28 protein-coding genes are annotated in these 26,873 nt (G+C 68.6%); 21 read left to right on the top strand and 7 right to left on the bottom strand.

Annotation, left to right across the window (positions count from 1 at the left end):
• The first annotated feature begins 4 nt into the window (after window positions 1–4).
• Both bsaP and QRN63_RS11485 read left to right on the top strand, forming a co-directional pair.
• Entirely contained in the window at window positions 5–244 is a 240-nt protein-coding gene (bsaP, locus tag QRN63_RS11490; RefSeq protein ID WP_020103208.1) for a biotin synthase auxiliary protein BsaP, read from the top strand.
• Window positions 241–912, top strand: a complete 672-nt coding sequence (locus QRN63_RS11485; RefSeq protein ID WP_285030859.1) for a DUF2567 domain-containing protein — start codon at window positions 241–243, stop codon at window positions 910–912. The genes bsaP and QRN63_RS11485 overlap by 4 nt, the downstream gene beginning before the upstream one ends.
• On the opposite strand, the gene QRN63_RS11480 is transcribed toward QRN63_RS11485, so the two are convergent.
• Window positions 869–2,197: a lipase family protein gene (locus QRN63_RS11480; RefSeq protein WP_267317911.1), complete on the bottom strand. Its 1,329-nt coding sequence runs from the start codon at window positions 2,195–2,197 to the stop codon at window positions 869–871. The genes QRN63_RS11485 and QRN63_RS11480 overlap by 44 nt on opposite strands.
• An 87-nt stretch (window positions 2,198–2,284) precedes the next feature.
• The gene (locus tag QRN63_RS11475; RefSeq protein ID WP_285030857.1) at window positions 2,285–2,977 is read right to left on the bottom strand and encodes an NUDIX hydrolase; all 693 of its coding nucleotides are present in this window, start codon (window positions 2,975–2,977) and stop codon (window positions 2,285–2,287) included.
• A gap of 205 nt (window positions 2,978–3,182) precedes the next feature.
• Here QRN63_RS11475 and QRN63_RS11470 point away from each other — a divergent pair, with 205 nt between their 5' ends.
• From QRN63_RS11470 to QRN63_RS11450, 5 genes are all read left to right on the top strand, one after another.
• Window positions 3,183–4,040 (top strand): hypothetical protein, encoded by an 858-nt coding sequence (locus QRN63_RS11470; RefSeq protein WP_285030855.1) that lies wholly within the window; start codon window positions 3,183–3,185, stop codon window positions 4,038–4,040.
• A gap of 213 nt (window positions 4,041–4,253) precedes the next feature.
• On the top strand, window positions 4,254–5,267 hold the full coding sequence (gene nadA / locus QRN63_RS11465) for a quinolinate synthase NadA (RefSeq protein ID WP_502888116.1): 1,014 nt from the start codon (window positions 4,254–4,256) through the stop codon (window positions 5,265–5,267).
• Window position 5,268: 1 nt separating this feature from the next.
• Window positions 5,269–6,867 (top strand): L-aspartate oxidase, encoded by a 1,599-nt coding sequence (locus tag QRN63_RS11460; protein ID WP_285030854.1) that lies wholly within the window; start codon window positions 5,269–5,271, stop codon window positions 6,865–6,867.
• Window positions 6,867–7,724 carry a carboxylating nicotinate-nucleotide diphosphorylase gene (gene nadC, locus QRN63_RS11455; RefSeq protein WP_285030852.1) on the top strand — a complete coding sequence of 286 codons (858 nt, stop codon included), beginning with the start codon at window positions 6,867–6,869 and terminating at the stop codon, window positions 7,722–7,724. Before QRN63_RS11460 ends, nadC begins: the two co-directional genes overlap by 1 nt.
• 22 nt (window positions 7,725–7,746) lie before the next feature.
• Window positions 7,747–8,295 carry a hypothetical protein gene (locus QRN63_RS11450; RefSeq protein WP_267317907.1) on the top strand — a complete coding sequence of 183 codons (549 nt, stop codon included), beginning with the start codon at window positions 7,747–7,749 and terminating at the stop codon, window positions 8,293–8,295.
• 49 nt (window positions 8,296–8,344) lie between these two features.
• Here QRN63_RS11450 and QRN63_RS11445 read toward each other — a convergent pair whose 3' ends face one another.
• Entirely contained in the window at window positions 8,345–8,761 is a 417-nt protein-coding gene (locus QRN63_RS11445; protein WP_267317906.1) for a nitroreductase family deazaflavin-dependent oxidoreductase, read from the bottom strand.
• 45 nt (window positions 8,762–8,806) lie between these two features.
• On the opposite strand from QRN63_RS11445, the gene hisD reads away from it, so the two are divergent.
• From hisD to hisI, 8 genes are read left to right on the top strand one after another with little or no spacing between them, the layout of a single operon-like run.
• Complete coding sequence (gene hisD / locus QRN63_RS11440; RefSeq protein WP_285030851.1) at window positions 8,807–10,138, top strand: histidinol dehydrogenase; 1,332 nt, start codon at window positions 8,807–8,809, stop codon at window positions 10,136–10,138.
• On the top strand, window positions 10,138–11,292 hold the full coding sequence (locus tag QRN63_RS11435; RefSeq protein ID WP_285030849.1) for a histidinol-phosphate transaminase: 1,155 nt from the start codon (window positions 10,138–10,140) through the stop codon (window positions 11,290–11,292). Before hisD ends, QRN63_RS11435 begins: the two co-directional genes overlap by 1 nt.
• The gene (gene hisB / locus QRN63_RS11430; protein WP_020103224.1) at window positions 11,289–11,897 is read left to right on the top strand and encodes an imidazoleglycerol-phosphate dehydratase HisB; all 609 of its coding nucleotides are present in this window, start codon (window positions 11,289–11,291) and stop codon (window positions 11,895–11,897) included. Before QRN63_RS11435 ends, hisB begins: the two co-directional genes overlap by 4 nt.
• Window positions 11,894–12,511: an imidazole glycerol phosphate synthase subunit HisH gene (gene hisH / locus QRN63_RS11425; RefSeq protein WP_267317903.1), complete on the top strand. Its 618-nt coding sequence runs from the start codon at window positions 11,894–11,896 to the stop codon at window positions 12,509–12,511. The genes hisB and hisH overlap by 4 nt, the downstream gene beginning before the upstream one ends.
• Window positions 12,508–13,239 (top strand): bifunctional 1-(5-phosphoribosyl)-5-((5-phosphoribosylamino)methylideneamino)imidazole-4-carboxamide isomerase/phosphoribosylanthranilate isomerase PriA, encoded by a 732-nt coding sequence (gene priA, locus QRN63_RS11420; RefSeq protein WP_267317902.1) that lies wholly within the window; start codon window positions 12,508–12,510, stop codon window positions 13,237–13,239. Before hisH ends, priA begins: the two co-directional genes overlap by 4 nt.
• Entirely contained in the window at window positions 13,240–14,064 is an 825-nt protein-coding gene (locus QRN63_RS11415) for an inositol monophosphatase family protein (RefSeq protein ID WP_285030844.1), read from the top strand.
• Complete coding sequence (gene hisF, locus QRN63_RS11410) at window positions 14,061–14,834, top strand: imidazole glycerol phosphate synthase subunit HisF (RefSeq protein WP_285030843.1); 774 nt, start codon at window positions 14,061–14,063, stop codon at window positions 14,832–14,834. Before QRN63_RS11415 ends, hisF begins: the two co-directional genes overlap by 4 nt.
• Window positions 14,835–14,868: 34 nt before the next feature.
• On the top strand, window positions 14,869–15,219 hold the full coding sequence (gene hisI, locus QRN63_RS11405; protein ID WP_267317899.1) for a phosphoribosyl-AMP cyclohydrolase: 351 nt from the start codon (window positions 14,869–14,871) through the stop codon (window positions 15,217–15,219).
• Here the strand turns inward: hisI and QRN63_RS11400 are convergent.
• A complete protein-coding gene (locus QRN63_RS11400; protein WP_285030842.1) occupies window positions 15,216–15,881 on the bottom strand; it encodes a TetR/AcrR family transcriptional regulator in 666 nt (221 codons plus the stop codon). The genes hisI and QRN63_RS11400 overlap by 4 nt on opposite strands.
• A gap of 163 nt (window positions 15,882–16,044) precedes the next feature.
• On the opposite strand from QRN63_RS11400, the gene QRN63_RS11395 reads away from it, so the two are divergent.
• Genes QRN63_RS11395 through atzF form a run of 5 tightly spaced genes read left to right on the top strand, consistent with a single transcriptional unit; the run spans window position 16,045 to window position 22,867 of the window.
• Entirely contained in the window at window positions 16,045–17,553 is a 1,509-nt protein-coding gene (locus tag QRN63_RS11395; RefSeq protein ID WP_267317897.1) for an amino acid permease, read from the top strand.
• A 34-nt stretch (window positions 17,554–17,587) separates the two neighbouring features.
• Window positions 17,588–18,457 (top strand): urea amidolyase associated protein UAAP1, encoded by an 870-nt coding sequence (locus QRN63_RS11390; protein ID WP_285030840.1) that lies wholly within the window; start codon window positions 17,588–17,590, stop codon window positions 18,455–18,457.
• On the top strand, window positions 18,454–19,101 hold the full coding sequence (locus QRN63_RS11385; RefSeq protein WP_267317895.1) for an urea amidolyase associated protein UAAP2: 648 nt from the start codon (window positions 18,454–18,456) through the stop codon (window positions 19,099–19,101). Before QRN63_RS11390 ends, QRN63_RS11385 begins: the two co-directional genes overlap by 4 nt.
• Before the next feature lie 29 nt (window positions 19,102–19,130).
• Entirely contained in the window at window positions 19,131–21,179 is a 2,049-nt protein-coding gene (locus tag QRN63_RS11380) for a 5-oxoprolinase/urea amidolyase family protein (RefSeq protein WP_285030838.1), read from the top strand.
• Entirely contained in the window at window positions 21,176–22,867 is a 1,692-nt protein-coding gene (atzF, locus tag QRN63_RS11375; RefSeq protein ID WP_285030837.1) for an allophanate hydrolase, read from the top strand. Before QRN63_RS11380 ends, atzF begins: the two co-directional genes overlap by 4 nt.
• Before the next feature lie 10 nt (window positions 22,868–22,877).
• Here atzF and QRN63_RS11370 read toward each other — a convergent pair whose 3' ends face one another.
• A complete protein-coding gene (locus QRN63_RS11370) occupies window positions 22,878–23,675 on the bottom strand; it encodes an ABC transporter ATP-binding protein (protein WP_267317892.1) in 798 nt (265 codons plus the stop codon).
• The gene (locus tag QRN63_RS11365) at window positions 23,672–24,343 is read right to left on the bottom strand and encodes a FadR/GntR family transcriptional regulator (RefSeq protein WP_285030834.1); all 672 of its coding nucleotides are present in this window, start codon (window positions 24,341–24,343) and stop codon (window positions 23,672–23,674) included. Before QRN63_RS11365 ends, QRN63_RS11370 begins: the two co-directional genes overlap by 4 nt.
• A gap of 159 nt (window positions 24,344–24,502) precedes the next feature.
• On the opposite strand from QRN63_RS11365, the gene QRN63_RS11360 reads away from it, so the two are divergent.
• Window positions 24,503–26,182, top strand: coding sequence for a 2-isopropylmalate synthase (locus QRN63_RS11360; protein WP_502888115.1), 1,680 nt, complete (start codon window positions 24,503–24,505; stop codon window positions 26,180–26,182).
• A 25-nt stretch (window positions 26,183–26,207) separates the two neighbouring features.
• On the opposite strand, the gene QRN63_RS11355 is transcribed toward QRN63_RS11360, so the two are convergent.
• Window positions 26,208–26,831 (bottom strand): flavin reductase family protein, encoded by a 624-nt coding sequence (locus tag QRN63_RS11355; RefSeq protein ID WP_285030833.1) that lies wholly within the window; start codon window positions 26,829–26,831, stop codon window positions 26,208–26,210.
• Window positions 26,832–26,873: the final 42 nt, after the last annotated feature.

Below are 26,873 nucleotides of genomic sequence, written 5' to 3'. Positions count from 1 at the left end.
CGTGATGACCAGAGAGTTGCCCGCACCTGTCAGTGCCGGCAAGTTCAACGTGTACACCGGTGTCGCGGCGGACGCCGTCGACGGCGCCGTCATGCCGACCACGGCCCAGCTCGGCCTGGAAGCGCCCCGGTGGTGCGCCGAATGCGGCCGTCGCATGGTGGTGCAGGTGCGCCCCGACGGCTGGTGGGCCAAGTGCTCGCGGCACGGGGTGGTGGACTCGAAGGACCTGGAAACCCAACGGTGACTCAGTCGGCTGAAACCGCCGCGGCGCCCACGCTTTCGCATCGTGCCGCGGCGCTGCGGGTCGTCGTCGGGCTGGCCCTGACCGGCGCGCTCGGCGGCGTCCTGTGGGCGTTTCTCGCCCCGCCTGTCGACGCCGTCGTCGCGCTGACCAAGAAAGGTCAGCGCATTCACGGGTACTTCGGTGACGAGTCGGACCGGGTCTTCCTGGGCGGTGCGCTGGCCGTCGGTCTCTTGACGGTGATCGCCGTGGTGGCCGCGACATCGGTCTGGCAGTGGCGCGCGTATCGCGGGCCGCTCCTGGCCGGCGCCCTGGCGCTCGGCAATGTGGCTGCCGCGGGTGCGCTCACGGGTGTCGGCGCCGTCGTCGCACACTGGCGTTACGGGACGCCCGATCTGGCGGGTGCGCCGTTGTCTCCCGAGCATCGGGTGGGGTATCTCGTCGAGGCGCCGCCGGTGTTCTTCGGCCACTCGCCGTGGGTCATTGCCACGACGCTGGTCTTCCCGGCCGGCGTTGCCGCGCTGGTCTATCTGTTCTGCACGCTGGCGACCAAGCGCGACGATCTGGGTGCCTGGCCGCCGGTCGAGCCGGCGCCTGTCCGGCTACCGGCTGCCGCCGCTCCGGTGGCTACCGACGCCCAACCGGAAGTCCCAGCAGAACCTTCGTGCTGACGACGCCGAGCTTGATCAGGCCGAGGTAGGTCGCCGGGTTCAGCAGGACCGGCCACGAGGTACGCACCGTCGGACCAAGCGGCTTCCCGTCGAATCGCTCGGCGAGCCAGTTCAGCGTCATCGGCGCGGCCAGCGGGTGCAGGACGATGTGCTCGCTGAGGATGTCCCGGTGGTAGGTCACGTGCGAGCCACCCATGACGTACGTGTCGGTGAGCTCGTCGATGTTGCCGACGGCGATGATCTGGTCGTACACGGCCTGCATGATCAGCAGCGGCGGGGTCGGCGCGGTCTTGCCGAGCTTGATGCTCTCGAAGACGTGCTGGACCTCGGGGGTGTCGAGCACCTCCTGCAGCGGCGACTTCAGCAGGCTGTCGAAGTCGAGTCCGGCGTGCCGGAAGACCGCCTCGGCGGTGGTCATGCCCTCGATGTTGCGCAGCATGGCCTTGCCGGCCTCGGTGGCTTGCTCATGGATGACGCGCTTGAGGCCGGGGTAGATGTGCATGAGGGCCGCGATCACCGTGGCGGGCAGGCCGGCCTTGGAGGTGCCGTTGAGCTGGCGGAACACCTCGGCCAGGTCGCCGACCGGCGAGCCGAGGGCGGCACCGACGACGTTGAGTTCGGGCGCGTAGTTGGCGTATTCCTCTGCGGCCCAGGCGCTGGCGAGGCCACCGCCCGAGTAGCCCCACAGGCCGATCGGCGCGTCGGCGTAGAGGCCGAGGGATTCGGTGTTGATGGCGGCGCGCAGGCCGTCGAGGATGTGGTATCCGGGCTCGTGCGGTGCGCCCCAGATACCGTCGGTGCCTTCGTGATCTGGGATGGACACGGCCCAGCCCTGCGCGAGGACAGCGGCCACGAGCATGTATTCGAGCTGCGCCACCGAGCCGAGGGCCCGCGAGCGGCGACGCAGGGCGTAGGACGGGAAGCACGCGTCGGAAACCGCGTCGATGGCGCACTGATAGGACACGATGGGGCAGCGGGTGTCGGGGTTGTGCCCGACGGGCAGCAGGACGGTGGTCACTGCGGCCTGCGCGCTGCCGCCCAGGTCGGTGCTGCGGTACAGCAGCTGGGTGGCGGTGACGCCCTGCGGGATGACGCCCATGAAGCCGAGCTCGACGTCGCGGGACCGCAGCACGGTGCCGGGGGCGGTGAGCTCGAAGCCGACGGGCGGCACGTAGAACGTGTCCTCGCTGGGCCGCAGTGGGCGGATGCCGGGTTGGAGCTCCTCGTGGTACGGCTGGCCGATCCACTCGGCGTCGAACGCCCTGGCCGCATTGCCCATGGTCATCGGGAAATCATGTCTTAAGGAACCCTTAAAAACCAATTCTGGCGCGCAAAATGTGGCCCGAAAGTGACCTACGTCACGGCCCGTAGGTTAACTAGGTGGGCGGAGCGCGGCGAACTCGTCCGTAACCCGGTATGTCGAGTCGGTGAACCGGTACAGCGCAGCAGGGCGGCCGCCGCTGCGGCCGGAGCGGGCCGTCGTGCCGGTAGGGGTGATGACCCCACGCCGCGCCAGCACGCGTTGGAGATTGGTCGGATCCACTGGGTGGCCCAGCGTGGCGGCATAGATGTCCCGCAAGGTGGTGAGAGTGAATTCCTTTGGCGCCAAGGCGAATCCGATGTTGGTATAGGACATCTTGGCAACCAGTCGGGCGTGGGCGTGGGTGATCATCGGGCCGTGGTCGAAGGCCATGCGCGGCAGTGCCGACACCGGATGCCAGCGCGTGTCACTCGGCAGCTCGGGGGTCGCGGGGGAGGGCACCAGGCCCAGGAAGGTCGAGGCGATGGTGCGTGGGCCGGGCACGCGCTTGGGTTCGGAGAAAACGGCGAGCTGCTCTAGGTGGGTCAGCTGGCGCAGGTCGACCTTCTCGGCGAGTTGACGCCGGACCGAGCTGATCATGTCTTCGTCGTGCCGGAGCTGACCGCCGGGCAGGGACCAGGCGCCGCGTTGCGGCTCCATGGCGCGCTCCCACAGCAGCACGCTGAGCTGCGGCCTCTTGCTGTCGAGGTCGCGCACCTGAAAGACGACGGCGAGCACTTCATGCGCAGTACCCACATCCGTCACGTTTTCGATTTTAAGTCGAAAACGTGGGAGATCAAAAGCAACTGCCGAAGTAGTGCATTGCCCGCTGTATCGGACCACCGGACGGCGAACCGTCACGCCGATGGCATGTGGCCGCTGACAGGAAGAATGTCCACCGCGCGATTAGACTCACGTGCGAATGCAGCAAAGTTCGTGTTCGTCCCGCGGGGAAAGGCCGGTGGGGGTCATGCGCAATATCGGCATTCAGCCAACGGATCCGCTCGCGTGGGTGTTCGCCATCGCGGAGCTGGGCACACTCGGTCCGCGGCTGCGCGTGAGAAACCACCGGTCCGGCGAGTCGGTCGTCGGCTCCGGTGCCGCCAACGTGTCGTTGACGAGTTATGGCAAGCGGATTTCGACGGTGTGGCAAACGATCGAGACCATCGGTGCCGGCACTGTCAAGCCTCGCCGGCTGATCCTCTGGCTGGATGACCGCGACGCGTACCTCGATCCGCCGGCGACGTTGAAGCGATTGCAGGCGCGCGGGCTGGAAATTCGGCATTGCCGCGACTACGGACCGCACAAGAAGTACTTCCCGTATCTCAACGAGATACTGCCCGACGAACCAGATCGCACTCTGGTCACGGCGGACGACGACGTCTACTACCCGCCCACCTGGCTCGCAGAGCTGCTCGCCGCGCATCGGCCCGGCGAGGTCACCGCGTTCCGTGCCCGTGTCCGCAGCGACGGCCCGTACCGCACCTGGCCGATGTGCACCACGACCGAGGCCTCCGAAACGGTGTTCGCGACAGGCGTATCCGGTGTCGCCTACCCTCCGGAACTGCTTGGCGCACTGCGGGATCGGGGTGAAGCGTTCGCCCACGTGTGCCCGCGGGCCGACGATTACTGGTTGCACTACGCGGCCGTCGCGACGGGAATCCCGATCCGCCAGGTGCGCGATGTCGCGGCGTACTTCTGGCCCATCGTGCTGGTTTCCAGCCGGGGACTGTGGGACGGCTGCGGAACTGCGAACGACGCCATCGCGGTCCGGACGCAACAGACCTGGCTGAACTCCGGGGACGGTGCCGAGACCGGCGCCGAGTGAGGGTCGGTCAGGTCGGTCGTAGCCGTTTCTGCTGGTCGAGCGGGTAATTTTGGCGCTCGCCTGCCACTGCGGGTGGTGGTGGAGGCCGGCCGCCGGGCAGGCCCCGCGCCGTCGCGCGCGGTACACCAAGGTGAACATCTCGTGCGCAGTGCTAGTATGTGGCATGTTTTCGATCATCAGTCGAAAACCTGGCCAGGTTCAAAGGAGACGGCCATGACGGTTCTGGACCGTGCGGCGGAGTTCGAAGGTTTCGGTGATGTGGTCGCCGACGCGCAGTGGGCAGACGAGGTGCGCCGCCTCGCCAAGGAACGCAACGCCACCATCCTCGCGCACAATTACCAGCTGCCGGAGATTCAGGACATCGCCGACCACGTGGGCGATTCGCTGGCGCTGTCCCGCATCGCCGCGGACGCCGCCGAGGACACCATCGTGTTCTGCGGTGTGCACTTCATGGCCGAGACCGCCAAAATCCTGTCGCCGGCCAAGACCGTGCTGATCCCGGACCAGCGCGCGGGCTGCTCGCTGGCCGATTCCATCACCGCCGACGATCTGCGGGCCTGGAAGGCCGACTACCCGGACGCCGTCGTGGTGTCGTACGTGAACACCACCGCGGCTGTCAAAGCCCTCACTGACATCTGCTGCACGTCGTCCAACGCCGTCGAGGTCGTCGCCTCGATTCCCGCGGACAAGACCGTCCTGTTCTGCCCCGACCAATTCCTCGGCGCCCATGTGCGCCGGATGACCGGACGGGACAACCTGCACATCTGGGCCGGGGAATGCCACGTGCACGCCGGCATCAACGGTGACGAACTCGCCGATCAGGCCCGCTCGCACCCGGACGCCGAACTGTTCGTGCACCCCGAATGCGGTTGCGCCACCTCGGCTCTGTACCTGGCGGGCGAGGGCGCCGTGCCCGACGACCGCGTCAAGATCCTGTCGACCGGCGGCATGCTCGACGCCGCCCGTGAGACCCACGCCAAGCAGGTCCTCGTCGCCACCGAGATCGGCATGCTGCACCAGTTGCGCCGTGCCGCACCGGAAACCGAGTTTCTCGCCGTCAACGATCGGGCCTCCTGCCCGTACATGAAGATGATCACGCCGGCTGCGCTGCTGCGTTGCCTGCGCGACGGTGCCGACGAGGTTCACGTCGACGAAGATGTCGCGGCCGCAGCTCGGTTGAGCGTGCAGCGCATGATCGGGATCGGGCAGCCCGGCGGCGGGGAATAGCGTGAGCGCCCACGTGGGCCGTCGGCCGGCTGCTTGCGGCGGACGTGGCTACTGGCGCCAGCGGGCCGACGTCGTCGTCGTCGGCACCGGCGTCGCCGGCCTGGCGGCGGCGCGCGCGGCGCAGCTCGCCGGTAGCCGGGTCGTGGTCGTCGGCAAGTCCGGCGAGACGGCGACGGCCTACGCCCAGGGCGGCATCGCGGTCGTCATCCCCGACACCGAGGACTCGGTGCAGGCGCACGTCGCCGACACCGTTGCGGCCGGCGCCGGCTTGTGCGATGTCGATGCGGTCACCTCGATCGTCGCCGACGGCTATGCCGCGGTGCGCGAATTGGTCGGTGCCGGTGCGGCATTCGACGAAGTCCGGCCGGGGGACTGGTCCCTGACGCGCGAGGGTGGGCACAGCCGCCGCCGCATCATCCATGCCGGCGGTGATGCCACCGGCGCCGAGGTCCAGCGTGCGCTGGCCGCCGCGACCCGGACGCTCGATATCCGGCCCAATCATGTTGCGGTGCAGGTATTGCACCGTGACGGAGCGGTCAGCGGCCTGCTGGTCCTGAGTCCGGAGGGCCCCGGTGTGCTGACGGCTCCGTCGGTCATCCTGGCGACCGGCGGACTGGGGCAGTTGTACACCGCGACGACCAACCCGGACGGTTCGACCGGCGACGGCATCGCCCTCGCGCTGCGCGCCGGACTGCCGGTCCGCGACATCGAATTCATCCAGTTCCACCCGACCATGCTGTACACCGGCGCGGCCGGTGGCCGGTGCCCGCTGATCACCGAAGCGCTGCGCGGCGAAGGCGCCATCCTGCGTGACCGGCGGGGCGACGCGGTGACCGAGGGCGTGCACCCGATGGGAGACCTGGCCCCCCGCGACGTCGTGGCCGCCGCCATCGACGCCCGCCTCGCGGCCACCGGAGACGACTACGTCTACCTCGATGCCCGCGGCGTCCCCGACGTCGCGGCCCGGTTCCCGACCGTCACGGCCGCGTGCCTGGCCGCCGGCATCGACCCTGCGCGCCAACCGATCCCGGTGGTGCCGGGTGCGCACTACAGCTGCGGCGGCGTGGTCACCGACGTGTACGGCCGCACCGAGATGGCCGGTCTGTACGCCGCTGGTGAGGTCGGACGCACCGGCATGCACGGCGGCAACCGCCTGGCCTCCAACAGCCTGCTGGAAGGGCTGGTGGTCGGTGGCCGGGCCGGTCGCGCGGCCGCGGAACAGGCCCGTGATGCGGGCGGAAACCGGGTGCCGGAGCCGGATCTCGGCAAGTTGCCCGCGTTGGATCGCGATGCGCTGCAACGTGACATGACGCGATACGCATCGGTGGTACGCGACGGCGCCGGGCTTGGCCAGCTCGGCGAGTTGCTCGCCGGTGCCCGCGGCACGGCCATGTCGGACCGGGCCGCCGTCGAGGATGCGGCATTGACCGTGACGGCGTCGGCGGTCGCTGCAGCTGCGGCCGCACGCGCGGAATCCCGGGGCTGCCACCACCGCAGTGACCGACCGGATCGCGATCCGGCGTTCGAGATGTCGATCGATGTGCGGCTGGACGCCGCCGGGCGCGCGGTGGCCGCCCTGCCGATAGGAGTGTGTAACTGATGGCACTGACCGCAGCGGAACTGGCAGACGCGCACGCGATCATCGATCGCGCGCTCGACGAGGATCTGCGCTATGGCCCGGACGTTACCTCGGTGGCGACGGTGCCCGCCGACGCCACCACCGTCGCGTCCATGGTGTCGCGGCAGCCCGGCGTCATCGCGGGTCTGGACATCGCGGTTCTGGTGCTGGACAAGGTGATCGGCGAGGGCGCCTACCGCATCCTCGACCGGGCCGACGACGGCGCCGAGGTCAAACCCGGCGACGCGGTGCTGACGGTCGAGGCCCCGACACGGGCCCTGTTGACGGCCGAGCGCACGATGCTCAACATCGTGTGCCACCTGTCGGGGATCGCCTCGGAGACAGCCCGGTGGGTGCAGGAGGTGGCGGGGACCGATACGGCCATCCGCGACACCCGAAAGACGTTGCCCGGATTGCGGTTACTTCAGAAGTACGCGGTGCGGCTCGGCGGCGGGGTCAACCACCGGCTGGGGCTGGGCGATGCCGCGCTGATCAAGGACAACCACGTCGCGGCCGACGGGTCGGTACTCGCGGCCCTGCAGGCGGTCCGCGCGGCGGCGCCCGATCTGCCGTGTGAGGTCGAGGTGGATTCGCTCGAACAGCTCGACGAAATCCTTGGTGAGAACGTCGAATTGGTGTTGCTCGACAACTTCCCGGTCTGGCAGACGCAGATCGCGGTGCAGCGCCGGGACGCCCGCGCTCCCGGCACCAAACTGGAATCGTCGGGCGGTCTGAGCCTGGACTCTGCTGCCGCCTATGCCGGAACCGGCGTGGATTTCCTCGCCATCGGCGCATTGACGCATTCGGTGCGGGTGCTCGACGTCGGCCTCGATATCTGACTCGGCCGCTACTATCACGGGCATGGCGGAAGACGAGAAGACCGAAGACAAGACCACCACGCTGAGCAAAGCCGCGAAAGACACCGACGCGACCTCGGGTTCGGTGTCCGTCACGCAGATCATCGCGATTGCGGCCGTGGTCATCGGCCTCATCGCCGTCGCCATCGGCGGCTACGCGCTGTACGCGGTGAAGCATCTGGACAAGACGTACACGCAGGCGGAGCAGGACACGGCCAAGATCGCGCTCTGCGACGCCATGAAGACCGTCAGCAAGGGCATCGCGATCAACACCAACCTGGCCGCCCCCGGCGGCCCGGATGACACGACAGGCGCGCTCGCCGTGGCAGCCAACGCCCGCCTGGCGCTGATCACCGGCGGCCAGTACCTGCTGAACCGGATCGATCCGGCCGCCCCGGCCGAGCTCGCGACGGCGGCGCGGAAGTACGCCAACACCCTGTTGGACATCGGGGCCGCGGCGACGGCCGGCGCCCAGACCGACGATCCGCAGCAGAAGGTGCGCCTGGATGACGCCGGCGCCGACAGCAAGCAGATCAACGACGTCTGCAAGTAGTCGCTGACGTACCGGGGGCCACGCTGGATTCCACGTGGCCCCCGGTGTGTCAGTGGGCGATATCGGCGACGAAGACGCCGCTGCGCTTGGCCACGATCTGCGCGATCCGCGGCAGCGACGGATCGACGGTGCCGGCGGGCAGGACCCGCGGGTTCACCAGGTGCAGGTCTTTCCGCGAGACATGGATGTCGGCCTCACCGGCGGCCAGCACGTTCTTGACCCAGTTGGTCTTGCCGTGGGCCAGGCCGATCGCCAGCACGTCGCCCTTGCGGTAAGAGGTGACGATGGTCTCGAACTCCTTGCCCGATTTACGGCCGCGGTGCTTGATGACCGAGAACCCCGGCAGCTTCTTCGACAGCGGGCGCAGCGCCGGGTTGATGTACTTGATCTGGAAGTTCTCCAGCCACACCGGGAAGATCATCGGCACGCCCGCGGCGTTGTTGGGGTGGTCCTGACGGCTTGACATTGACGCCTCCGTATTCGATTTGGCCTGCTCTGGGACAATAGTGGGGTGAACACTGCAGTGAAGCTCGCGCGTATCGATTTGCGAGGTCAGCAGCTGTCCGCGGCGCAATTGCGAGCGGTGCTGCCCCGGGGCGGTGTCGACGTGGATTCGGTGCTGCCCAAGGTACGCCCGATCGTCGACGCCGTGGTCGAGCGCGGCGCCGTGGCGGCACTGGAGTACGGCGAGTCGTTCGACGGGGTGCGGCCGGCGGCCGTGCGTGTCCCGCAGGCGGAGCTGGACGCCGCGCTGACCCGACTGCCCGCCGACGTGCGGGTGGCGCTCGAGGTCGCGATCGAGCGGACCCGCGCCGTGCACGCCGACCAGCGCCGCACCGACACCACCACGACGCTGGCCCCGGGCGCGACCGTCACCGAACGTTGGGTACCCGTCGAGCGCGTCGGGCTGTACGTGCCGGGCGGCAACGCCGTCTACCCGTCGAGCGTCGTGATGAACGTCGTCCCGGCCCAGACCGCCGGCGTCGACTCGCTGGTGATCGCCAGCCCGCCGCAGAAGGACCACGGCGGCCTGCCGCACCCGACCATCCTCGCCGCGGCGGCCCTGCTCGGGGTCGACGAGGTGTGGGCCGTGGGCGGTGCCCAGGGCATCGCGCTGCTGGCCTACGGCGGCGTGGACACCACCGGCGACGAGTTGGCGCCGGTCGACATGATCACCGGACCGGGCAACATCTTCGTCACGGCCGCCAAGCGCATCTGCCGCTCCCAGGTGGGCATCGACGCCGAAGCCGGCCCGACGGAGATCGCCATCCTGGCCGATCACTCGGCCGACCCGGTGCACATCGCCGCCGACCTCATCAGCCAGGCCGAGCACGACGAGATGGCGGCCAGCGTGCTGGTCACCACGAGTGAGAAGCTGGCCGACTCCACCGATGTGGAGGTGGCCGCGCAGGTTGCCACCACGCTGCACCGTGAGCGGGTGACGGTTGCGCTGAACGGCAAGCAGTCGGCCATCGTGCTGGTCGACGATCTCGATGCCGGGGTGCGGGTGGTGAATGCCTACGCCGCCGAGCACCTGGAGATCCAGACTGTCGAGGCCTCGGAGGTCGCGGGCCGAATCCGTTCTGCGGGCGCCATTTTCGTCGGTGCCTGGTCGCCGGTGAGTCTCGGTGACTACTGCGCCGGGTCCAACCACGTGCTGCCCACCGCCGGCTGCGCCCGGCACTCCAGCGGCCTGTCGGTGCAGACGTTCCTGCGTGGCATCCACGTCGTCGACTACACCGAGGCGGCCCTGAAAGACGTTGCGGGTCACGTGATCACGTTGGCCACGGCAGAGAACCTGCCGGCGCACGGTGAGGCCGTACGCCGGAGGTTCGAGCGCTGATGAGCCGCTTGCGCGAAGAACAGAGTGCCCCGTTGGCGAAGAAGATCTCTCTCTCAGACCTACCCCTGCGCGACAATCTGCGGGGCAAGTCGCCCTATGGCGCACCGCAACTCGTCGTGCCGGTTCGGCTCAACACCAACGAGAACCCGCACCCGCCGACGCAGGCGCTGGTCGACGACGTCGCCGCATCGGTCGCCGAGGCTGCCGCTGAATTGCACCGGTACCCGGACCGCGACGCGACGGCGCTGCGTACCGACCTGGCCACCTACATGCAGGCGCAGACGGGTGTCGCGCTGACGGCGGAAAACCTCTGGGCGGCAAACGGTTCCAACGAAATTCTGCAGCAGCTGCTGCAGGCGTTCGGTGGACCGGGCCGCAGCGCCATCGGTTTCGTGCCGTCGTACTCGATGCACCCGATCATCTCCGACGGCACCCAGACCGAGTGGCTGTCGGCCACCCGGGCGACCGATTTCGGGCTGGACGTGGATGTGGCTGTCGCGGCGATCCGAGACCAGCAGCCCGACGTGGTGTTCGTGACCAGCCCCAACAACCCGACCGGGCAGAGCGTGCCGCTGGCGGACCTGCGCCGCCTGCTGGACGTCACGCCGGGTGTCCTGATCCTGGACGAGGCATACGGCGAATTCTCTTCGCAGCCCAGCGGTGTCGCGCTGCTCGGCGAATACCCGGACAAGCTGATCATCAGCCGCACCATGAGCAAGGCGTTCGCCTTCGCCGGCGGGCGGCTGGGTTACCTGGTGGCCGACCCCGCCGTGATCGAGGCGATGCTGCTGGTGCGCCTGCCGTACCACCTGTCGGTGCTGACGCAGGCGGCCGCGCGCGCGGCGCTGCGGCATGCCGACGAGACGCTCAGCAGCGTCGCCACTCTGGCGGCGGAGCGGGACCGGGTGGCAGCGGCCCTGTCCGGCATGGGTTTCCGGGTCATCCCCAGCGACGCCAACTTCATCCTGTTCGGCGAGTTCGCCGACGCCGCGGCGACCTGGCAGCGCTACCTCGACGCCGGCGTGCTGATCCGCGACGTCGGAATCCCGGGCTTCCTGCGCACCACCGTCGGTTTGGCCGCCGAGAACGACGCCCTGCTGGATGTCAGCGCCAAGCTCGCCGCATCGGAACTAGCCCCACAAGGAGTTTCATGACCCGCCGCGCCCGCGTGGAACGCACCACCAAGGAGTCCAGCATCGTCGTCGAGATCGATCTCGACGGCACCGGACAGGTCGACATCAGCACCGGCGTGCCGTTCTTCGACCACATGCTGACCTCGTTGGGCACGCACGCCAGCTTCGACCTGACGGTGCACGCCAAGGGTGACGTCGAGATCGAGGGCCACCACACCGTCGAGGACACCGCGATCGTTCTGGGTCAGGCGCTCGGCCAGGCCCTGGGTGACAAGAAGGGCATCCGCCGGTTCGGCGATGCCTTCATCCCGATGGACGAGACCCTCGCCCATGCGGCCGTTGATGTTTCGGGCCGTCCGTACTTCGTGCACACCGGTGAACCCGAGTCCATGGTGTCCTTCACCATCGCCGGCTCGTCGGTGCCGTACCACACCGTGATCAACCGCCACGTGTTCGAGTCGCTGGCTTTCAACGCGAAGATCGCGCTGCACGTGCGCACGCTGTACGGCCGCGACCCGCACCACATCACCGAGGCGCAGTACAAGGCCGTGGCCCGGGCGCTGCGGCAGGCCGTTGAGCCGGACCCGCGGGTGGCCGGGGTGCCGTCGACCAAGGGCACTCTGTGAGCAAGAAACTTGTGGTCCTGGACTACGGTTCGGGCAATCTCCGGTCCGCGCAGCGCGCACTCGAGCGGGTGGGCGCTGACGTCGAGGTGACGTCCGATGCCGCTGCCGCGGCTGCCGCGGACGGTCTCGTAGTGCCCGGCGTCGGTGCCTACGAAGCCTGCATGACGGGTCTGCGTTCGATCGGCGGGGAGAAGATCATCGCCGACCGGCTCGCCGCGGGTCACCCTGTGCTGGGTGTGTGCGTCGGCATGCAGATTCTGTTCTCGAAGGGCGTGGAGTTCGGCGTGCAGACCGAGGGCTGCGGGCAGTGGCCGGGCGAGGTCACCCGGCTCGATGCGCCGGTGATCCCGCACATGGGCTGGAACACCGTCGACGCCGCAGCCGAGAGCACCCTGTTCAAGGGGCTCGACGCGGGCACGCGGTTCTATTTCGTGCATTCCTACGCCGCCCAGCAGTGGGGTGGCCATGCCGACGCGAAGGTCACCTGGGCCACGCATCACGTGCCGTTCATCGCGGCCGTCGAAGACGGCGCGCTGTCGGCGACACAGTTTCATCCGGAGAAGAGCGGCGACGCAGGTGCGACGCTGTTGGCGAATTGGGTTGAGGGGCTATGAGTTTGATTCTGTTGCCGGCCGTCGACGTGGTCGACGGCAAGGCGGTGCGGCTGGTGCAGGGCAAGGCCGGCAGCGAGACCGATTACGGTTCGGCGCTGGAGGCGGCCCAGACCTGGCAGCGCGACGGTGCCGAGTGGGTGCACCTGGTGGACCTGGACGCCGCCTTCGGCCGCGGCAGCAACCGGGAACTGCTGGCCGAGGTCGTCGGCAAACTCGATGTGGCGGTGGAGCTTTCGGGCGGCATCCGCGATGATGCCTCGCTCAAGGCGGCCATGGACACCGGCTGCGCGCGCGTGAACATCGGCACCGCCGCACTGGAGAGCCCCGAGTGGTGCAAGCGCGCCATCGGCGAGTACGGCGACCGTGTGGCGGTCGGCCTGGACGTGCAGTTCGAGAACGACAGCTGGCGGCTGCGCGGCCGCGGCTGGGAGACCGACGGCGGCGACCTGTGGGAAGTGCTGGAACGCCTTGATAGCGAAGGTTGTTCGCGCTACGTCGTCACCGACGTCACCAAGGACGGCACGCTGACGGGCCCGAACCTGGATCTGCTGAGCACTGTCGCCGGCCGCACCAAGGCACCGATCATCGCGTCGGGCGGCGTGTCGAGCCTGGATGACCTGCGGGCCATCGCCACGCTGACCGGACAGGGCGTCGAGGGCGCCATCGTCGGAAAGGCCCTGTACGCAGAGCGGTTCACGCTGCCTGAGGCATTGGCTGCTGTGAGATAGATGGGTGAAGTGATCGAACCGGCGAGGTTGGCAGAGCTGGTCGCGACCGCGACCGGCATCCTCGATGATGCCGTCGCCCCGTTCATCGCCGGCCACCAGGCCGACGCGGCAGTGCGCAAGAAGGGCAACGACTTCGCCACCGAGATCGACCTGGCCATCGAGCGCCAAGTCGTCGCGGCACTGACGTCGGCGACCGGGATCGGTGTGCACGGTGAGGAATTCGGTGGCGAGCCCATCGATTCCGAACTGGTGTGGGTGCTCGACCCGATCGACGGCACGTTCAACTACGCGGCCGGTTCGCCCATGGCGGCGATCCTGCTCGGCCTGCTGTGGCGGGGCACTCCCGTCGCGGGCCTGACCTGGCTGCCGTTCATGGGCCAGCGCTATGTCGCGACCGTGGACGGTCCCGTGCGGGACGGGGAGACGGTGTTGCCGCCGTTGGCGCCGTCCACACTGGCCGACTCGATCGTCGGTATCCAGACCTTCAACATCGATTCGAAGGGCCGGTTCCCGGGGCGCTGGCGCAACGCGGTCCTGTCGAGCCTGACCCGGGAATGCTCACGGGTGCGGATGCATGGTGCCACCGGGCTCGACCTGGCCTACGTCGGCGCCGGAATCCTCGGCGGCGCAATCAGCTTCGGTCACCACATCTGGGACCACGCCGCGGGTGTCGCCTTGGTGCGGGCCGCGGGCGGTATCGTCACCGACCTGGCCGGGGAGCCGTGGACGGCCGATTCGAAGTCTGCGCTGGCGGCCGCGCCCGGCGTGCACGAGAGGATGCTGGAGATCGTGAAATCCGTTGGCGTTCCGGAGGATTACCTGTGAGTCTCGCAACGCGCGTCATCCCGTGCCTGGACGTCGACGGCGGCCGGGTGGTCAAGGGCGTCAACTTCGAGAACCTGCGCGACGCCGGTGATCCCGTCGAGCTGGCCGCCGCGTACGACGCAGAGGGCGCCGATGAGCTGACGTTCCTGGACGTCACCGCGTCGTCGTCGGGCCGCTCGACCATGCTCGAGGTGGTGCGCCGAACCGCCGAGCAGGTGTTCATTCCGCTGACCGTCGGCGGTGGTGTCCGTTCGGTCGAGGACGTCGACACCCTGCTGCGCGCCGGCGCCGACAAGGTCTCGGTCAACACTGCCGCCATCGCCCGGCCCGAGCTGCTGTCGGAGCTGTCGCGCCAGTTCGGTTCGCAGTGCATCGTGCTGTCGGTGGATGCCCGGACCGTGCCGGAAGGGTCGGACCCGACCCCGTCGGGCTGGGAGGTGACGACCCACGGCGGCCGGCGTGGTACCGGCATCGACGCCGTCGAATGGGCCACGCGCGGAGCCGAACTCGGGGTCGGGGAGATCCTGCTGAATTCCATGGACGCGGACGGCACCAAGGCCGGGTTCGACCTGGCGATGCTGCGGGCAGTACGGGCCGCCGTGACTGTGCCGGTGATCGCCAGCGGGGGAGCCGGCGCCGTCGACCACTTCGCGCCCGCGGTCCAGGCCGGCGCCGATGCGGTGCTGGCGGCCAGCGTGTTCCACTTCCGCGAGCTGACCATCGGTCAGGTGAAGGCGGCGATGGCAGCCGAAGGGATCACGGTCCGATGAGCGAAGCGACATCGGCGAATGGAGGTCCGGTGCGATGAGCGCCCTGGATCCCGGGATTGCCGCCCGCATCAAACGCAACGACGCCGGGTTGTTCACCGCCGTGGTGCAGCAGCGTGGCACGGGCGACGTGCTCATGGTCGCCTGGATGGACGACGACGCGCTCGCCCGCACCCTGGAAACCCGTGAGGCGACGTACTTTTCCCGCTCGCGTGGTGAGCAGTGGGTCAAGGGCCTGACATCGGGCCACACGCAGTACGTGCACTCGGTGCGGCTGGACTGTGACGGCGACGCCGTGCTGCTCGAGGTCGACCAGGTCGGCGGGGCCTGCCACACCGGCGACCACAGCTGCTTCGACGCCGACCAGTTGCTCGCCCCCGAGTCCTAACTCGGCACGGCCAGGTGCTGCTCGACCAGCGCCCGTCCCTTGGCCCGTAGGGCGTCGTCGACGTCGACCCCGAGCACCCGGAGCGCGGCATCGGCGATGGCCTCTGCCACCCTTTCACCGGCCACTTCGTCGCCGGTGATGTCCGGGTCGTCGACACGTTGCGCGATGACCGTCTCGGTCAGGCGCACCGGCAGGCCGCAGCGAAACTCGTCGCGGCCGCCCACGGCATCGACCGCCAGGTCGCGGTACACGGCATGCAACTCACGGCGCCGGCGGTGGAAGCCCTCGATGCCGTCGACCTCCGGCAGCAGATAGAGCCGGCCCAGATTCCACGGCACGGACAGCAGGTTGGCCGCGTCACCGGCAGTCACGGCCCACAGCGCCGCTTTCGGATCGTCCACCGATCGCGTCACGCGTCGCGCGAACTCCAGCGACGGCACCACCGTCGCGTCGAGCAGCGCCTCGAGGATGGCTTCCTTGTTGGGGAAGTGGTGGTACAGCGAGGCCTGCCGGATGCCGACGGCCTCGGCGATGGACCGTGTCGAGGTCACCGTGAAACCCTGCGTCACGAACAGTTCTCCGGCGGCATCGAGGATCTGCTCGACGGCGGTGCTGCCGGGGCGTAGGGCATCGCGATGACGGGGGCGGCCGGGGCGGCTCATGCCACTACTGTGCCACCTGCGGGCAGTCGTGCCCGATCGGCTCGCGTGAAACTCAACTGTTACATCGCGACCCACGCCGGAAACGTCGGTGACCCCTCTGCGTCACGCTTTCCATTAATTCTGTCAGTTGACAGGTATTGCGCCTCGGCAGAATCGGAATCGGATGACATTGACCAACACGTCGCCGGCGGATCACGACGATCTCGCAGGTTTCGGCTACGACCAACAGCTGCACCGCTCGCTGGGTAAATTCGCCTCGTTCGCGGCCGGCTTCTCGTTCGTCTCGATCCTGACCACGATCTTCCAATTGTTCGGCCTCGGATACAGTTTCGGTGGTCCGGCGTTCTTCTGGACCTGGCCGGTGGTGTTCATCGGGCAGTTCGCGGTGGCCCTGTGCTTCGCCGAACTCGCGGCCCGCTACCCGATCTCGGGTGCCATCTACCAGTGGGCCCGGCGCCTCGGCGGTGAGGTGGTCGGTTGGTTCGGTGGCTGGTTCATGATCCTCGCCCAGATCATCACGGCGTCCGCCGCAGCCATCGCGCTGCAGGTCGTGCTGCCGGCGGTGTGGTCGGGCTTCCAGATCATCGGCACCGATACCGCACTGACGTCCGCAGACGGAGCCGCCAACGCCGTGCTGTTGGGTACCACGCTGCTGGTCATCACCACCACGATCAACTGCATCGGGGTGCGCTGGATGTCGCGGGTGGCGACCATCGGTGTGTGCTGCGAGATCATCGGTGTCATCGCGGTCGTCGGGGTGTTCTTCACGCACGCACAGCGTGGTCCCCAGGTTGTCTTCGATACCGGCGCAACGGGTTCCGGCTACGGCTGGGCCTGGATCGCCTCGGGGCTGATGGCCGCCTACGTCATGGTCGGCTTCGGCTCGGCCGGTGAACTCGCCGAGGAGACCCGCGACGCGCGTCGGGTCGCCCCGCGCACCATCCGGTCGGCGCTCACCGTCTCGGCACTCGGCGGCGGCCTCATGATCATCGGCGCGCTGATGGCCGCACCGAGCCTCACCGACGGGCGTCTCGCGACCGAAGGGCTGCCCTACGTGCTGGGTGCGGTGCTGTCCTCGCCGTGGGGCACGCTGCTCCTCGTCGACGTGGCCATCGCGATCTTCATCTGCACCTTGGCAATTCAGACCGCTGCCACCCGTCTGATGTTCTCCATGGCACGCGATCACCGGCTGCCGTTCTCGTCGCTGCTGTCCCGCGTCAATCCGGCTACCGGCACGCCCATTCCGCCGGCGATCGTGGTCGGTGTCGCCTGTGTCGGTGTGCTCCTGGTGAACGTCGGCAACTCCGCGATCTTCGCGACCCTGGCCAGCGTCTGCATCATCGCCATCTACATCGCCTACCTGCTGGTGACCGCGCCGCTGCTGGCGCACCGACTGCGCGGAATGCGTTGGGACGCATCCGTTACCGACGCCGGCGGCCGGCCGCTGTTCTCGCTGGGCCGTTGGGGCCTGCCGGTCAACGTGTTCGCCGTGGTGTACGGCGTCGCGATGGTGATCAACCTGGCCTGGCCACGGCCGGAAATCTACGACCCGACGGGCACCATGCCGCCACTGGTGTGGGCCGGGCCGTTCACCATCGTTGCCATCGTCGCGCTGGGCGCCCTGTGCTTCCCGTACCGCCGGACCCATCCGCGCCCCGTCGGGTCGCTCTGATCTCTTCCAACCAGCTACTGCCGAAAGGATTCTCATGAGTTCTTCGTCCACCTCGATCACCTCGACCACCGCGGCGGCCCGCGCGCACGCCCGGGCACAGGCCGGCACGCACACGGCCGCCATGCCCCTCGTACCGGCATCGCTGTGGCCGACACCGCCCGCCGGTGTCGACGCCGACCGCCTGACCTGGGCGGAGACGGTGCCCGGCGGTCGCTACACCAGCAAGGTGCTGGACCGCGGAACCCGGTTGCGGCTCACTGACATCGAAGGCCGTGCGTGCGCGCATCTGTTGCTGTGGCGCGCCGACGCGCCCTGGGAGCGGTTGAACACCGCCGACACCGTCAAGGTGCCGTGGCAGGCCTACCTCGGCACCGGGCATCCGCTGCTCGATGACCAGGGCCGGGTCCTGGCGACCATCGTCGCCGACACCTCGGGTCACCACGATGCGCTGTGCGGCACCACAACCCGATCCCAGAACGAAGCCCGCTACGGCGCCGGGACAGCCCATTCGGACAGTCCCGCCGGTCGCGAGCTGCTCGTGCTCGCCGCACTCAAACACGGCCTCGGACCGCGCGACGTCGGCCCTGGCGTGTCGTTCTTCCACGGCGTCCGAGCCGACGATGCCGGCCAACTGGTGTCGACAGGATCGGCAGGACCGGGCGCGGCAGTCGAACTGCTCGTGCACCTGCCGGTGATCGTGGCGATCGCCAACACGGCGCACCCGCTCGACGAAGCGCCGACCTTCGACACCTCCGATCTGGAGGTCCTGGCCTGGTCCGCCCCTGATGACCTCGCCGAGCTGGCTGCCCGCGCCGAAACGATCGGGCCCGAATACGAACGCGCGCACCGCAACACCGAAGACGTCTGGACTGCACTGCATCTCACCGAAGGAGCATCCGCATGAGCACTGCCATCGACTCGGTCCCCGCGCTGGTGCCCGGAACGACCATTCTCGACGAGATCGTCGAGGCCCGCGGCCCCTGGTCGGCCATCGTCGCGGCAGGCGATGTGCTGACCATCGTCGACCTGCACGGCAACCAGGCCGTGGACACACTGATCTACGGGGCCCAGGACACGTCCCGGCGCTACAGCGCCCAGACCACCATTACGGCACAACGGTCACTGTTCGTCAGCACCGGAACGGTGTTGCGGGACAGCGACGGGGGCGCACTGATGACCGTCGTGGCCGACGAGGTGGGCAACCACGACACCGTCGGCGGCGCCTGCTCACAGGAATCCAACACGCTGCGCTACGGCCACCACACCCGGCACCAGCACGCCTGCGTCGAGAACTTCCTGATCGAAGGCGCCCGCTACGGCCTTGGAAAGCGGGATCTGGCCCCGAATCTCAACTTCTTCATGAACGTGCCGGTCGAGGCCGACGGCACCCTCGGCATCGTCGACGGGCTGTCGGCGCCGGGACTGCGGGTGGCGCTGCGCGCCGACACCGACGTGCTCGTGCTGGTGTCCAACTGCCCGCAGATCAACAACCCGTGCAACGGCTTCGATCCGACCCCGGTGCGGATGATCGTCACCCGCCCGCTCTGATCGACATTCGGACGTAAAGGAATACGCGCATGGCGCCACCGACGAATACCGACCTCCGGCCGGGGCAGACCATCACCGTGCTGCGGCCCGGGCCGAGTACCACCGTCCAGGACTGGCCGGGCCGCATCGGCTACTGGCAGGTGGGAGTACCGCCGTCAGGTCCGATGGACGACCTGTCGCTACGGCTGGCCAACCTCGCGGTCGGCAATGCCGAGGGGGCACCCGGCCTCGAGGCGACAATGGCCGGTCCGACATTGGGATTCGACGCGCCGACCGTCGTCTGCGTCACCGGCGCGCCGGTATCGGTCACGCTCGACGGGGTCCCCGCGCGGCAGTGGGCGCCCATCGCTGTCCCGGAGGGCGGCGTGCTCGAGATCGGTGCAGTGCAGGGCGTCGGGATGCGGATCTACATCGCGGTGGCCGGCGGCATCGAGGCCGAGGCATACCTCGGCTCGCGTTCGACGTTCACGCTCGGGAAGTTCGGTGCCGGCGGGCGTGCCCTCGCAGCCGGTGACCGTCTCGATCTCGGTGCCCCGGGAGGACGGCCGCGCCGGCTCACCGATGAGGAGATCCCGTCGATCGGCCACGAATGGCGCCTGGCGGTCACCGAAGGACCCCACGGCGCGCCGGAGTTCTTCACCCGCGCCGATATCGAAAGCCTCTACGAGGCAACGTATCTGGTGGACCACAACCTCGACCGCACCGGCGTGCGCCTGGTCGGGCCGAAGCCGCAGTGGGCCCGGCCCGATGGCGGTGAGGCCGGGCTGCACCCGTCGAACATCCACGACACCCCGTACTCGGTCGGCGCCCTGGACTTCACCGGTGACACCCCCATCCTGCTCGGCCCGGACGGGCCCAGCCTCGGCGGTTTCGTCTGCCCGGTGACGGTGACGTCGGCCGACCGCTGGAAGCTCGGGCAGCTCACGCCCGGCGACCGGGTGCGCTTCGTTCCGGTGCGGGCCAGTGCCGCGGCACCGCTGGCGGCGCTGGGGACGTCCCGCCGTGCGTCGTCGCCGGTGGTGCGCAGTCCGCGCGGTGACGGTGATGACGGTGTGCTGCACCGCGGCGTCACCGGGGACGGTACGACGTCGATGACGTTGCGCCGCAGCGGTGACGACAACCTGCTCGTCGAATACGGCACGATGACACTCGATCTGGTGCTGCGGGCGCGGGTGCACGCCCTGCACACCGCGATCGACGCCCACCGGCCGCGCGGGATCATCGATCTGACGCCCGGAATCCGTTCGCTGCAGGTCAAGTTCGACGCCGCGCTCACCGATCACGAGGCGATGACGGCCTTCGTGCTTGACATCGAGTCCGCGCAGGGACCCGTCGACCAGTTGGTGTTGCCCAGCCGCTCGGTGCGGCTGCCACTGAGTTGGGACGACCCGACCATCCGGCTGGCCATCGAGCGCTACCAGAACGGCGTGCGCGACGACGCTCCGTGGTGCCCGAGCAACATCGAGTTCATCCGCCGGATGAACGGCCTCCAGACGCAGCAGGAGGTGTTCGACATCGTCCATGCGGCAAGCTATCTGGTGCTCGGTCTGGGGGATGTCTACCTGGGCGCACCGGTCGCCACTCCGGTCGATCCGCGGCACCGGGTGGTCACCACCAAATACAACCCCGCTCGCACCTGGACACCCGAGAACGCGGTCGGGATCGGCGGTGCCTACCTCTGCATCTACGGCATGGAAGGCCCGGGCGGCTACCAGCTGATGGGGCGCACGACTCAGGTGTGGAACCATCGATACCCCAAGTCCGCACCGGGTTTCGAGCCCGAACAGCCGTGGCTGCTGCGGTTCTTCGACCAGGTGTCGTGGTACCCGGTGTCCTCGGAGGAACTGACCGACCTGCGGGCCGATGTCGCCGCCGGGCGCGGCACCGTCGACATTGCCGACGGTGAGTTCCGGATCGCGGACTATCTGGACTTCCTGTCGCGCGAGGCCGACGACATCGCCGCCGTGCGACACCGGATGACCACCGCGCGAAACGAGGAGCGGGCCCGCTGGGAGGCCAGTGGCGAGATCGGCGCACGCAAGAAACCTTGTGCCTCAACAGGACAGGAAGTCGCATGACGGACCGGATCAGCGCAGCCTACGCGGCCATCGCCCAGCGACCGGAAGCCTTCATCACCGTGCGGGACGAGTCCGCGGTGCGTGCGGATTTCGTGCGGGCGCAGGGTCCGCTGGCCGGTCAGCTAGTGGCGGTCAAGGACAACGTCGACGTCGCCGGCCTCCCGACCACCGCGGCGTGCCCGGGCTACGCCTACACCCCGGAGGTAGATGCTCCTGTGGTTGCGGCGCTGCGGGCGGCCGGTGCGGTGGTGATCGGCAAGACCAATCTGGACCAGTTCGCCACCGGGCTCGTCGGCACCCGCAGTCCGTACGGTGCCGTGCGGGACGCGCGGCGGCCCGACCGGATATCGGGCGGCTCGTCGTCGGGTTCGGCCGTCGCGGTGGCGATCGGCGCGGCGGACCTCGGAATCGGCACCGACACTGCGGGATCCGGACGGGTGCCTGCGGCCTATCAGGGCCTCGTCGGGATCAAGGGCAGCATCGGGCTGGTGTCGACGACAGGCGTCGTCCCCGCCTGCCCGAGCTACGACTGCGTGACGATCCTGGCGCGGGACCTCGCCTCCGCGGAGAACGCCATGGCCGTGATGGCGACGACGACTCAGCGGCCCTGGCCCACCTCAACCCGCTTCGCCGCCCCCGCCGACCCGGTGCTGGCGGTACCCGCCGAGCTGCCGGCAATGGCGCCCGGCTGGGACGCCGCGTTCCAGCGGGCGGTCGATGCCGCGCGAGACGCCGGGATGCGGATCGTGCCCATCGACCTGACGGACTTCCTGGCCGCCGCGCGGCTGCTGTACGAGGGCGCGCTGGTCGCCGAACGTACCGAGGCGGTCGGCGATTTCATCATCGGCGCGGCGGAGCGCGACGATCTCGATGCTGGTCTGGATCCCACGGTCGCGGCCATCATCACCGCTGGCGGCGCCCACACCGCGACCGGGCTGCTCCGCGACCGTCGTGAATTGGACCGCCTGCGGGAGCGGGCATTCCGGGCCTTGGGGGAGTGCGACGCGCTGCTCGTCCCCACCGCTCCGCTGCAGCCGACACTCGCCGAGGTGGCGGCCGACCCGGTCGCGGTCAACGCCCGGATCGGCACGTACACCAACTTCTGCAATCTCTTCGACATGTGCGGTGTCGCGGTACCGGCCGGCGAGGTCGCCGAACCCGACGGAACCACAGCGCAATTCGGGGTTACGGTGCTCGGGCGGGCCTTCGACGACGCTGTGGTCGCGGACATCGCGGGCCGGCTGGGCGGTGGCGACCGCGGCGCGGTGGCGTCGTGGCCGGAACGTGCGGGCGCCGGGGTGATGACGCTGGTCGTGGCCGGTGCGCATCTGCGTGATCAGCCCCTGGCCGGTCAGCTCCACGATCTCGGGGCTCGGTGGGATGGGCCGGCCCGTACCGCCGACCGCTACCGGATGACGGCGCTGCCGTCGGGCAAGCCCGCCCTGCTGCGGCTGCCGCATGGCGGGCGGGCCTTCGAGGTCGAGCGCTGGTCGCTCTCGCCCGCGGCGCTCGGGACGTTCCTGGCCGCACTCCCGACGCCGATGGGACTGGCGGCGGTGGAACTCTCCGACGGGTCGTGGGAGACCGGTTTCGTGTGCGCCGACGAGGGGGCGATCGCCGCGCCCGACATCTCGGAGTTCGGTGGCTGGCGGGCCTACCTGCAGGCCCGGGAGTTCGCCACCCGGTGAGCCCTGCCAACTAGCCGATGCGCGAACTCGCTGCGGCCCGGGCCGACCACCGGCCGTGGTCGTAACCGACCTCGACCGGATGTGAAAAAGCCTCTGTCACATGATCGGTCGTCACGGTCGCGACTGCCGGACCCACCGCGACCGTGCGGCCGCCGGCGATCAACAACGCGTGGGACGTCGACGTCGGCAGCTCCTCGAGATGGTGTGTCACCAGGATCGACGCCATCTCGGGATGTGAATGCTCGAGCGCGTCAAGGGTTTCCAGCAGCTGCTCGCGTGCGGCGACATCCAGGCCGGTGGTCGGTTCGTCGAGCAGCAGCAGCCGCGGCTGGGCGATCAGCGCGCGGGCGATCAGGGTCCGGCCCCGCTCGCCCTGTGAGAGCGTCGGCCACACCGCATCGGCGCGGTGGGTCAGCCCCACGGTGCCGATCAACTCGTCGGCCCGCGCGACGTCGTCGGTGGTGGGTGTCCAGCGCGCCGCGATGTCGATGGTTCCGGTGACGCCGGTCAGGACCACCTCGCGCACTGTCAGCGGGTACTGCAACCGATGCCGGGGATTGACGTGGCCGATCGATCGGCGCAGCGGCGCCAGGTCGGTGCGGCCCATCTGTGCGCCGAGCACCCGCACGGTGCCCGACGTCGGGAACGTCACGGCGCCGCAGAAACCGAGCAGCGTGCTCTTGCCCGCGCCGTTCGGGCCGAGCAGCGCCCAGTGCTCGCCCTCGTGCACCGTCAGCGAGATGCCGTCGATGATCTGTTTGCCCTCGCGCCGGAAGGTCACGTTGTCGATTTCGAGGACCGGGGTCATGTGAAGGACTCCTTCAATGCGCTCAGATGGGTACGGCTGGCGGCCGAGGCCGCGGCGGGATCGCGGGCGACGATCGCGTCGGCGAGTTGCTGATGCAGATCGTGGTCGCAGGGCTCTGAGGCGATGGGGCGAATCTTGAGCATGTCGATCATCGCGAGCCGCAGTCGGGGGAGGAACGCGTCGAACAGCTGGATCAGCACGTCGTTGTGGGCCGCGGCGATCACGGCCCGGTGAAATGCCATGTCCGCGTCCACATGTTCGGGGACGGACTGGCCGGTGACGCCGCGGGCGGCGAGGGTGCGCCGGATGGTGCGCAGGTCGGCCGGGGTTCTCCGGGTTGCGGCGAGGGCCGCGCCTTCCGCCTCGATGGCGATCCGGGCCTCGATCACCGAGGCGATGTTCGCGCTGCGCAGCACGGTGTCCCAGTCGTCGGTGACATCGAGGGCGGTGACGAAGACACCGGCGCCCTGGCGGCTGTCGAGGACGCCCTTTCCGGCCAGTTCCCGGATGGCCTCACGCAGGGTGGAACGGCCGACCCCGAGCTGGGCGGCCAGGGTGGTTTCGCCCGGAAGGCGTTGCCCCAGTGCCCATTCGCCGTCTTTGATGCGCGTCAGCAGGAGCTGGGCGGCTTGCGCTGCCAGGGGTTGACGCTGAACCTGCGAGACCATGGAACCTCTCTACTTGTCTGAGGAGTTGTGTATAGTCTAACCATCATGACGCGTGTGCTTCTCCTTGGCTGCCGCGGCGGGGTCTGACACGACCGGCCCCCTGCCGTGGGGCTCTGTCGCGACCGGTCACCTCCCAACCTGACCGAAAGCACACCATTCATGAGCACCTCCTGGAACCGTCAACAACCGTCCACCATGCCGTGGCATCGTTACACCGATGTCTTCAGCCGAGTGGACATTCCTGCCGCCCAACGGGATTGGCCGAGCAACCGAATCACTGCCGCGCCGCTGTGGGTACCCGTCGACCTGCGCGACGGCAATCAAGCCCTCGCTGAACCGATGGACCCCGATCGCAAGCGCCAGTTCTTCGAACAGCTCGTCGCCATCGGCTATAAGGAGATCGAGGTCGGCTACCCGTCGGCCTCGCAAACCGACTTCGACTTCGTGCGGTTGCTGGCCGAAACCGACATCGCACCAGAGGATGTCACCATCGCGGTGTTCACCCCGGCCCGCCGCGACCTGATCGAGCGCACGGTCGAATCGGTGCGGGGCATGCGCAACGACGTCGTCATCCACATGTACACCGCGACCGCGCCCACGTGGCGAAACACCGTGCTGGGCAAGGACCGCGACGAGCTGCGCAGTCTGATCCTGCACGGCGCGCTCGACGTGCTCACCCTGACTGAGGGCATGCCGAACATCCGGTTCCAGTTCTCCCCGGAGGTGTTCAACCTCACCGAACCCGACTACGTGCTGGAAATCTGTGACGCCGTGACACAACTGTGGGACGCAACCGAAGATCGGCCGGTGATCCTGAATCTGCCCGCCACTGTGGAGGTGGCGACGCCGAATGTGTACGCCGACCAGATCGAGTACATGCACCGGAACCTGGCCCGCCGCGACGCGGTGATCCTGTCGGTGCACCCGCACAATGACCGGGGGACCGGCGTGGCCTGCGCCGAATTGGCGGTGCTGGCCGGCGCGCAACGCGTCGAGGGCTGCGTGTTCGGCAATGGCGAGCGCACCGGCAACGTCGACATCGCCACCCTGGCCCTGAATCTGTATGCGCAGGGCGTCGACCCGATGATCGACTTCTCCGATATCGACGCGATCGCCCGCACGGTGTCGCACTGCACGCGGATGCCGATCCACGAACGGCACCCCTATGTCGGCGACCTGGTGCACACCGCGTTCTCGGGAACCCATCAGGACGCGATCAAGAAAGGGCTGGCCGAGCACCGGGCCCGGGCGGCGGCGGAGAACCGCGATGAATGCGAAATCGATTGGCGGGTACCGTATCTGCCGATCGATCCGGCCGACATCGGGCGCAGCTACGACGCGGTCATCCGAGTCAATTCACAATCCGGCAAAGGCGGCATCGCCTATCTGCTGCACACCGGGTACGGACTGGACCTGCCGCGGCGGCTGCAGATCGACTTCGCCCGGCATGTGCAGGTCCACACCGACGGCAGTGGAGCCGAGGTGACCGCCGCCGAGCTGTACGAGCTGTTCGAGGCGACCTACCTGGGTTGCGGCGGCCCGGTCGAGCTGAAGGACTGGCACGTCAGCAGCGACGACACCACCGAGATCACGTTGACCGTCAACGGGATCGCTCGCACCAGTATGCATCGCGGCGTCGGGCCGGTCGAGGCGCTGACCCAGGCGCTGGCCGATGTGGACCGGCCCGTCGAGATTCTGAGCCTCGCCCAGCAGTCGATCGGCGCCACCGCGGTCACCTACCTGGAACACCGCGGCGGGTGGGCCTGCGGGCGCAGCGATTCAGTGCTCACCGCGTCACTGGCGGCGGTGATCCGGGCGGCCAACGTATGCGGCACCTGACGCGCGGCGGTATCGGTTCGGCCGACTACTCCGGCCTGGGCATCGTGAACATGGTGTCCGGACGGATTTCTGCGTAGTCGCCCTGTTTGCCGGCGCGGAGGATGGGGTGTGCGGCGGCGGTGTCGTAGATGCCGTCGGTGAGCATGTACTGGTCGATGTGGACCGCGACGACCTCACCGATCACCAGCCAAGCTTCAATCGGCTGGTGATCGGCTGACTGTAACTGAATCAGTTGAGTGAGCCGACATTCGAAGTTCACGGGACTCTCCAGCACGCGGGCTGCACGTACCAGACGAGCAGGTACCGGCGTCAGGCCACTGTAGGTGAATTCGTCGGTGTGGGACGGCAGCCCGGCCGAGGTGGCATTCATCGCCTCGGAGAGGTCTTTGGTTGCGAGGTTCCAGACGAACTCGCCCGTTGCTTCAATGTTCGCGACCGTGTCTTTCCAGCCGATGGAGGAGAATCCGATCAACGGTGGTGTGTAGTTGAACGCATTGAAGAAGCTGTAGGGCGCAAGGTTTCGAGTTCCCGAGGGACTTATCGACGAGATCCATCCGATCGGCCGGGGCCCCACGATCGCATTGAACGGGTCGTGGGGCAGCCGGCTGCCTTCGGCAGGTTGGTAGTAGTGGGCGTCGTCGCGGGCCATCGTGCCTGGCAACCTCAATTCGATGTCAAAACTGTGCCGCGA

Source organism: Mycolicibacterium sp. lyk4-40-TYG-92, assembly GCF_030209435.1.
Classification (GTDB): domain Bacteria; phylum Actinomycetota; class Actinomycetes; order Mycobacteriales; family Mycobacteriaceae; genus Mycobacterium.
The sequence above is the reverse complement of the archived record's forward strand: the minus strand, read 5'-3'. Positions and strand labels throughout refer to the sequence as shown.

Excerpts from the sequence above, each read along its gene's own strand:
- bsaP (WP_020103208.1), top strand. The coding sequence starts at position 5 with ATGACCAGAGAGTTGCCCGCACCTGTCAGTGCCGGCAAGTTCAACGTG.
- QRN63_RS11480 (WP_267317911.1), bottom strand. The coding sequence starts at position 2,197 with ATGACCATGGGCAATGCGGCCAGGGCGTTCGACGCCGAGTGGATCGGC.
- QRN63_RS11470 (WP_285030855.1), top strand. The coding sequence starts at position 3,183 with ATGCGCAATATCGGCATTCAGCCAACGGATCCGCTCGCGTGGGTGTTC.
- nadA (WP_502888116.1), top strand. The coding sequence starts at position 4,254 with ATGACGGTTCTGGACCGTGCGGCGGAGTTCGAAGGTTTCGGTGATGTG.
- nadC (WP_285030852.1), top strand. The coding sequence starts at position 6,867 with ATGGCACTGACCGCAGCGGAACTGGCAGACGCGCACGCGATCATCGAT.
- QRN63_RS11450 (WP_267317907.1), top strand. The coding sequence starts at position 7,747 with ATGGCGGAAGACGAGAAGACCGAAGACAAGACCACCACGCTGAGCAAA.
- QRN63_RS11445 (WP_267317906.1), bottom strand. The coding sequence starts at position 8,761 with ATGTCAAGCCGTCAGGACCACCCCAACAACGCCGCGGGCGTGCCGATG.
- QRN63_RS11435 (WP_285030849.1), top strand. The coding sequence starts at position 10,138 with ATGAGCCGCTTGCGCGAAGAACAGAGTGCCCCGTTGGCGAAGAAGATC.
- hisB (WP_020103224.1), top strand. The coding sequence starts at position 11,289 with ATGACCCGCCGCGCCCGCGTGGAACGCACCACCAAGGAGTCCAGCATC.
- priA (WP_267317902.1), top strand. The coding sequence starts at position 12,508 with ATGAGTTTGATTCTGTTGCCGGCCGTCGACGTGGTCGACGGCAAGGCG.
- QRN63_RS11415 (WP_285030844.1), top strand. The coding sequence starts at position 13,240 with ATGGGTGAAGTGATCGAACCGGCGAGGTTGGCAGAGCTGGTCGCGACC.
- hisI (WP_267317899.1), top strand. The coding sequence starts at position 14,869 with ATGAGCGCCCTGGATCCCGGGATTGCCGCCCGCATCAAACGCAACGAC.
- QRN63_RS11400 (WP_285030842.1), bottom strand. The coding sequence starts at position 15,881 with ATGAGCCGCCCCGGCCGCCCCCGTCATCGCGATGCCCTACGCCCCGGC.
- QRN63_RS11395 (WP_267317897.1), top strand. The coding sequence starts at position 16,045 with ATGACATTGACCAACACGTCGCCGGCGGATCACGACGATCTCGCAGGT.
- QRN63_RS11390 (WP_285030840.1), top strand. The coding sequence starts at position 17,588 with ATGAGTTCTTCGTCCACCTCGATCACCTCGACCACCGCGGCGGCCCGC.
- QRN63_RS11385 (WP_267317895.1), top strand. The coding sequence starts at position 18,454 with ATGAGCACTGCCATCGACTCGGTCCCCGCGCTGGTGCCCGGAACGACC.
- QRN63_RS11380 (WP_285030838.1), top strand. The coding sequence starts at position 19,131 with ATGGCGCCACCGACGAATACCGACCTCCGGCCGGGGCAGACCATCACC.
- atzF (WP_285030837.1), top strand. The coding sequence starts at position 21,176 with ATGACGGACCGGATCAGCGCAGCCTACGCGGCCATCGCCCAGCGACCG.
- QRN63_RS11370 (WP_267317892.1), bottom strand. The coding sequence starts at position 23,675 with ATGACCCCGGTCCTCGAAATCGACAACGTGACCTTCCGGCGCGAGGGC.
- QRN63_RS11365 (WP_285030834.1), bottom strand. The coding sequence starts at position 24,343 with ATGGTCTCGCAGGTTCAGCGTCAACCCCTGGCAGCGCAAGCCGCCCAG.
- QRN63_RS11360 (WP_502888115.1), top strand. The coding sequence starts at position 24,503 with ATGAGCACCTCCTGGAACCGTCAACAACCGTCCACCATGCCGTGGCAT.
- QRN63_RS11355 (WP_285030833.1), bottom strand. The coding sequence starts at position 26,831 with ATGGCCCGCGACGACGCCCACTACTACCAACCTGCCGAAGGCAGCCGG.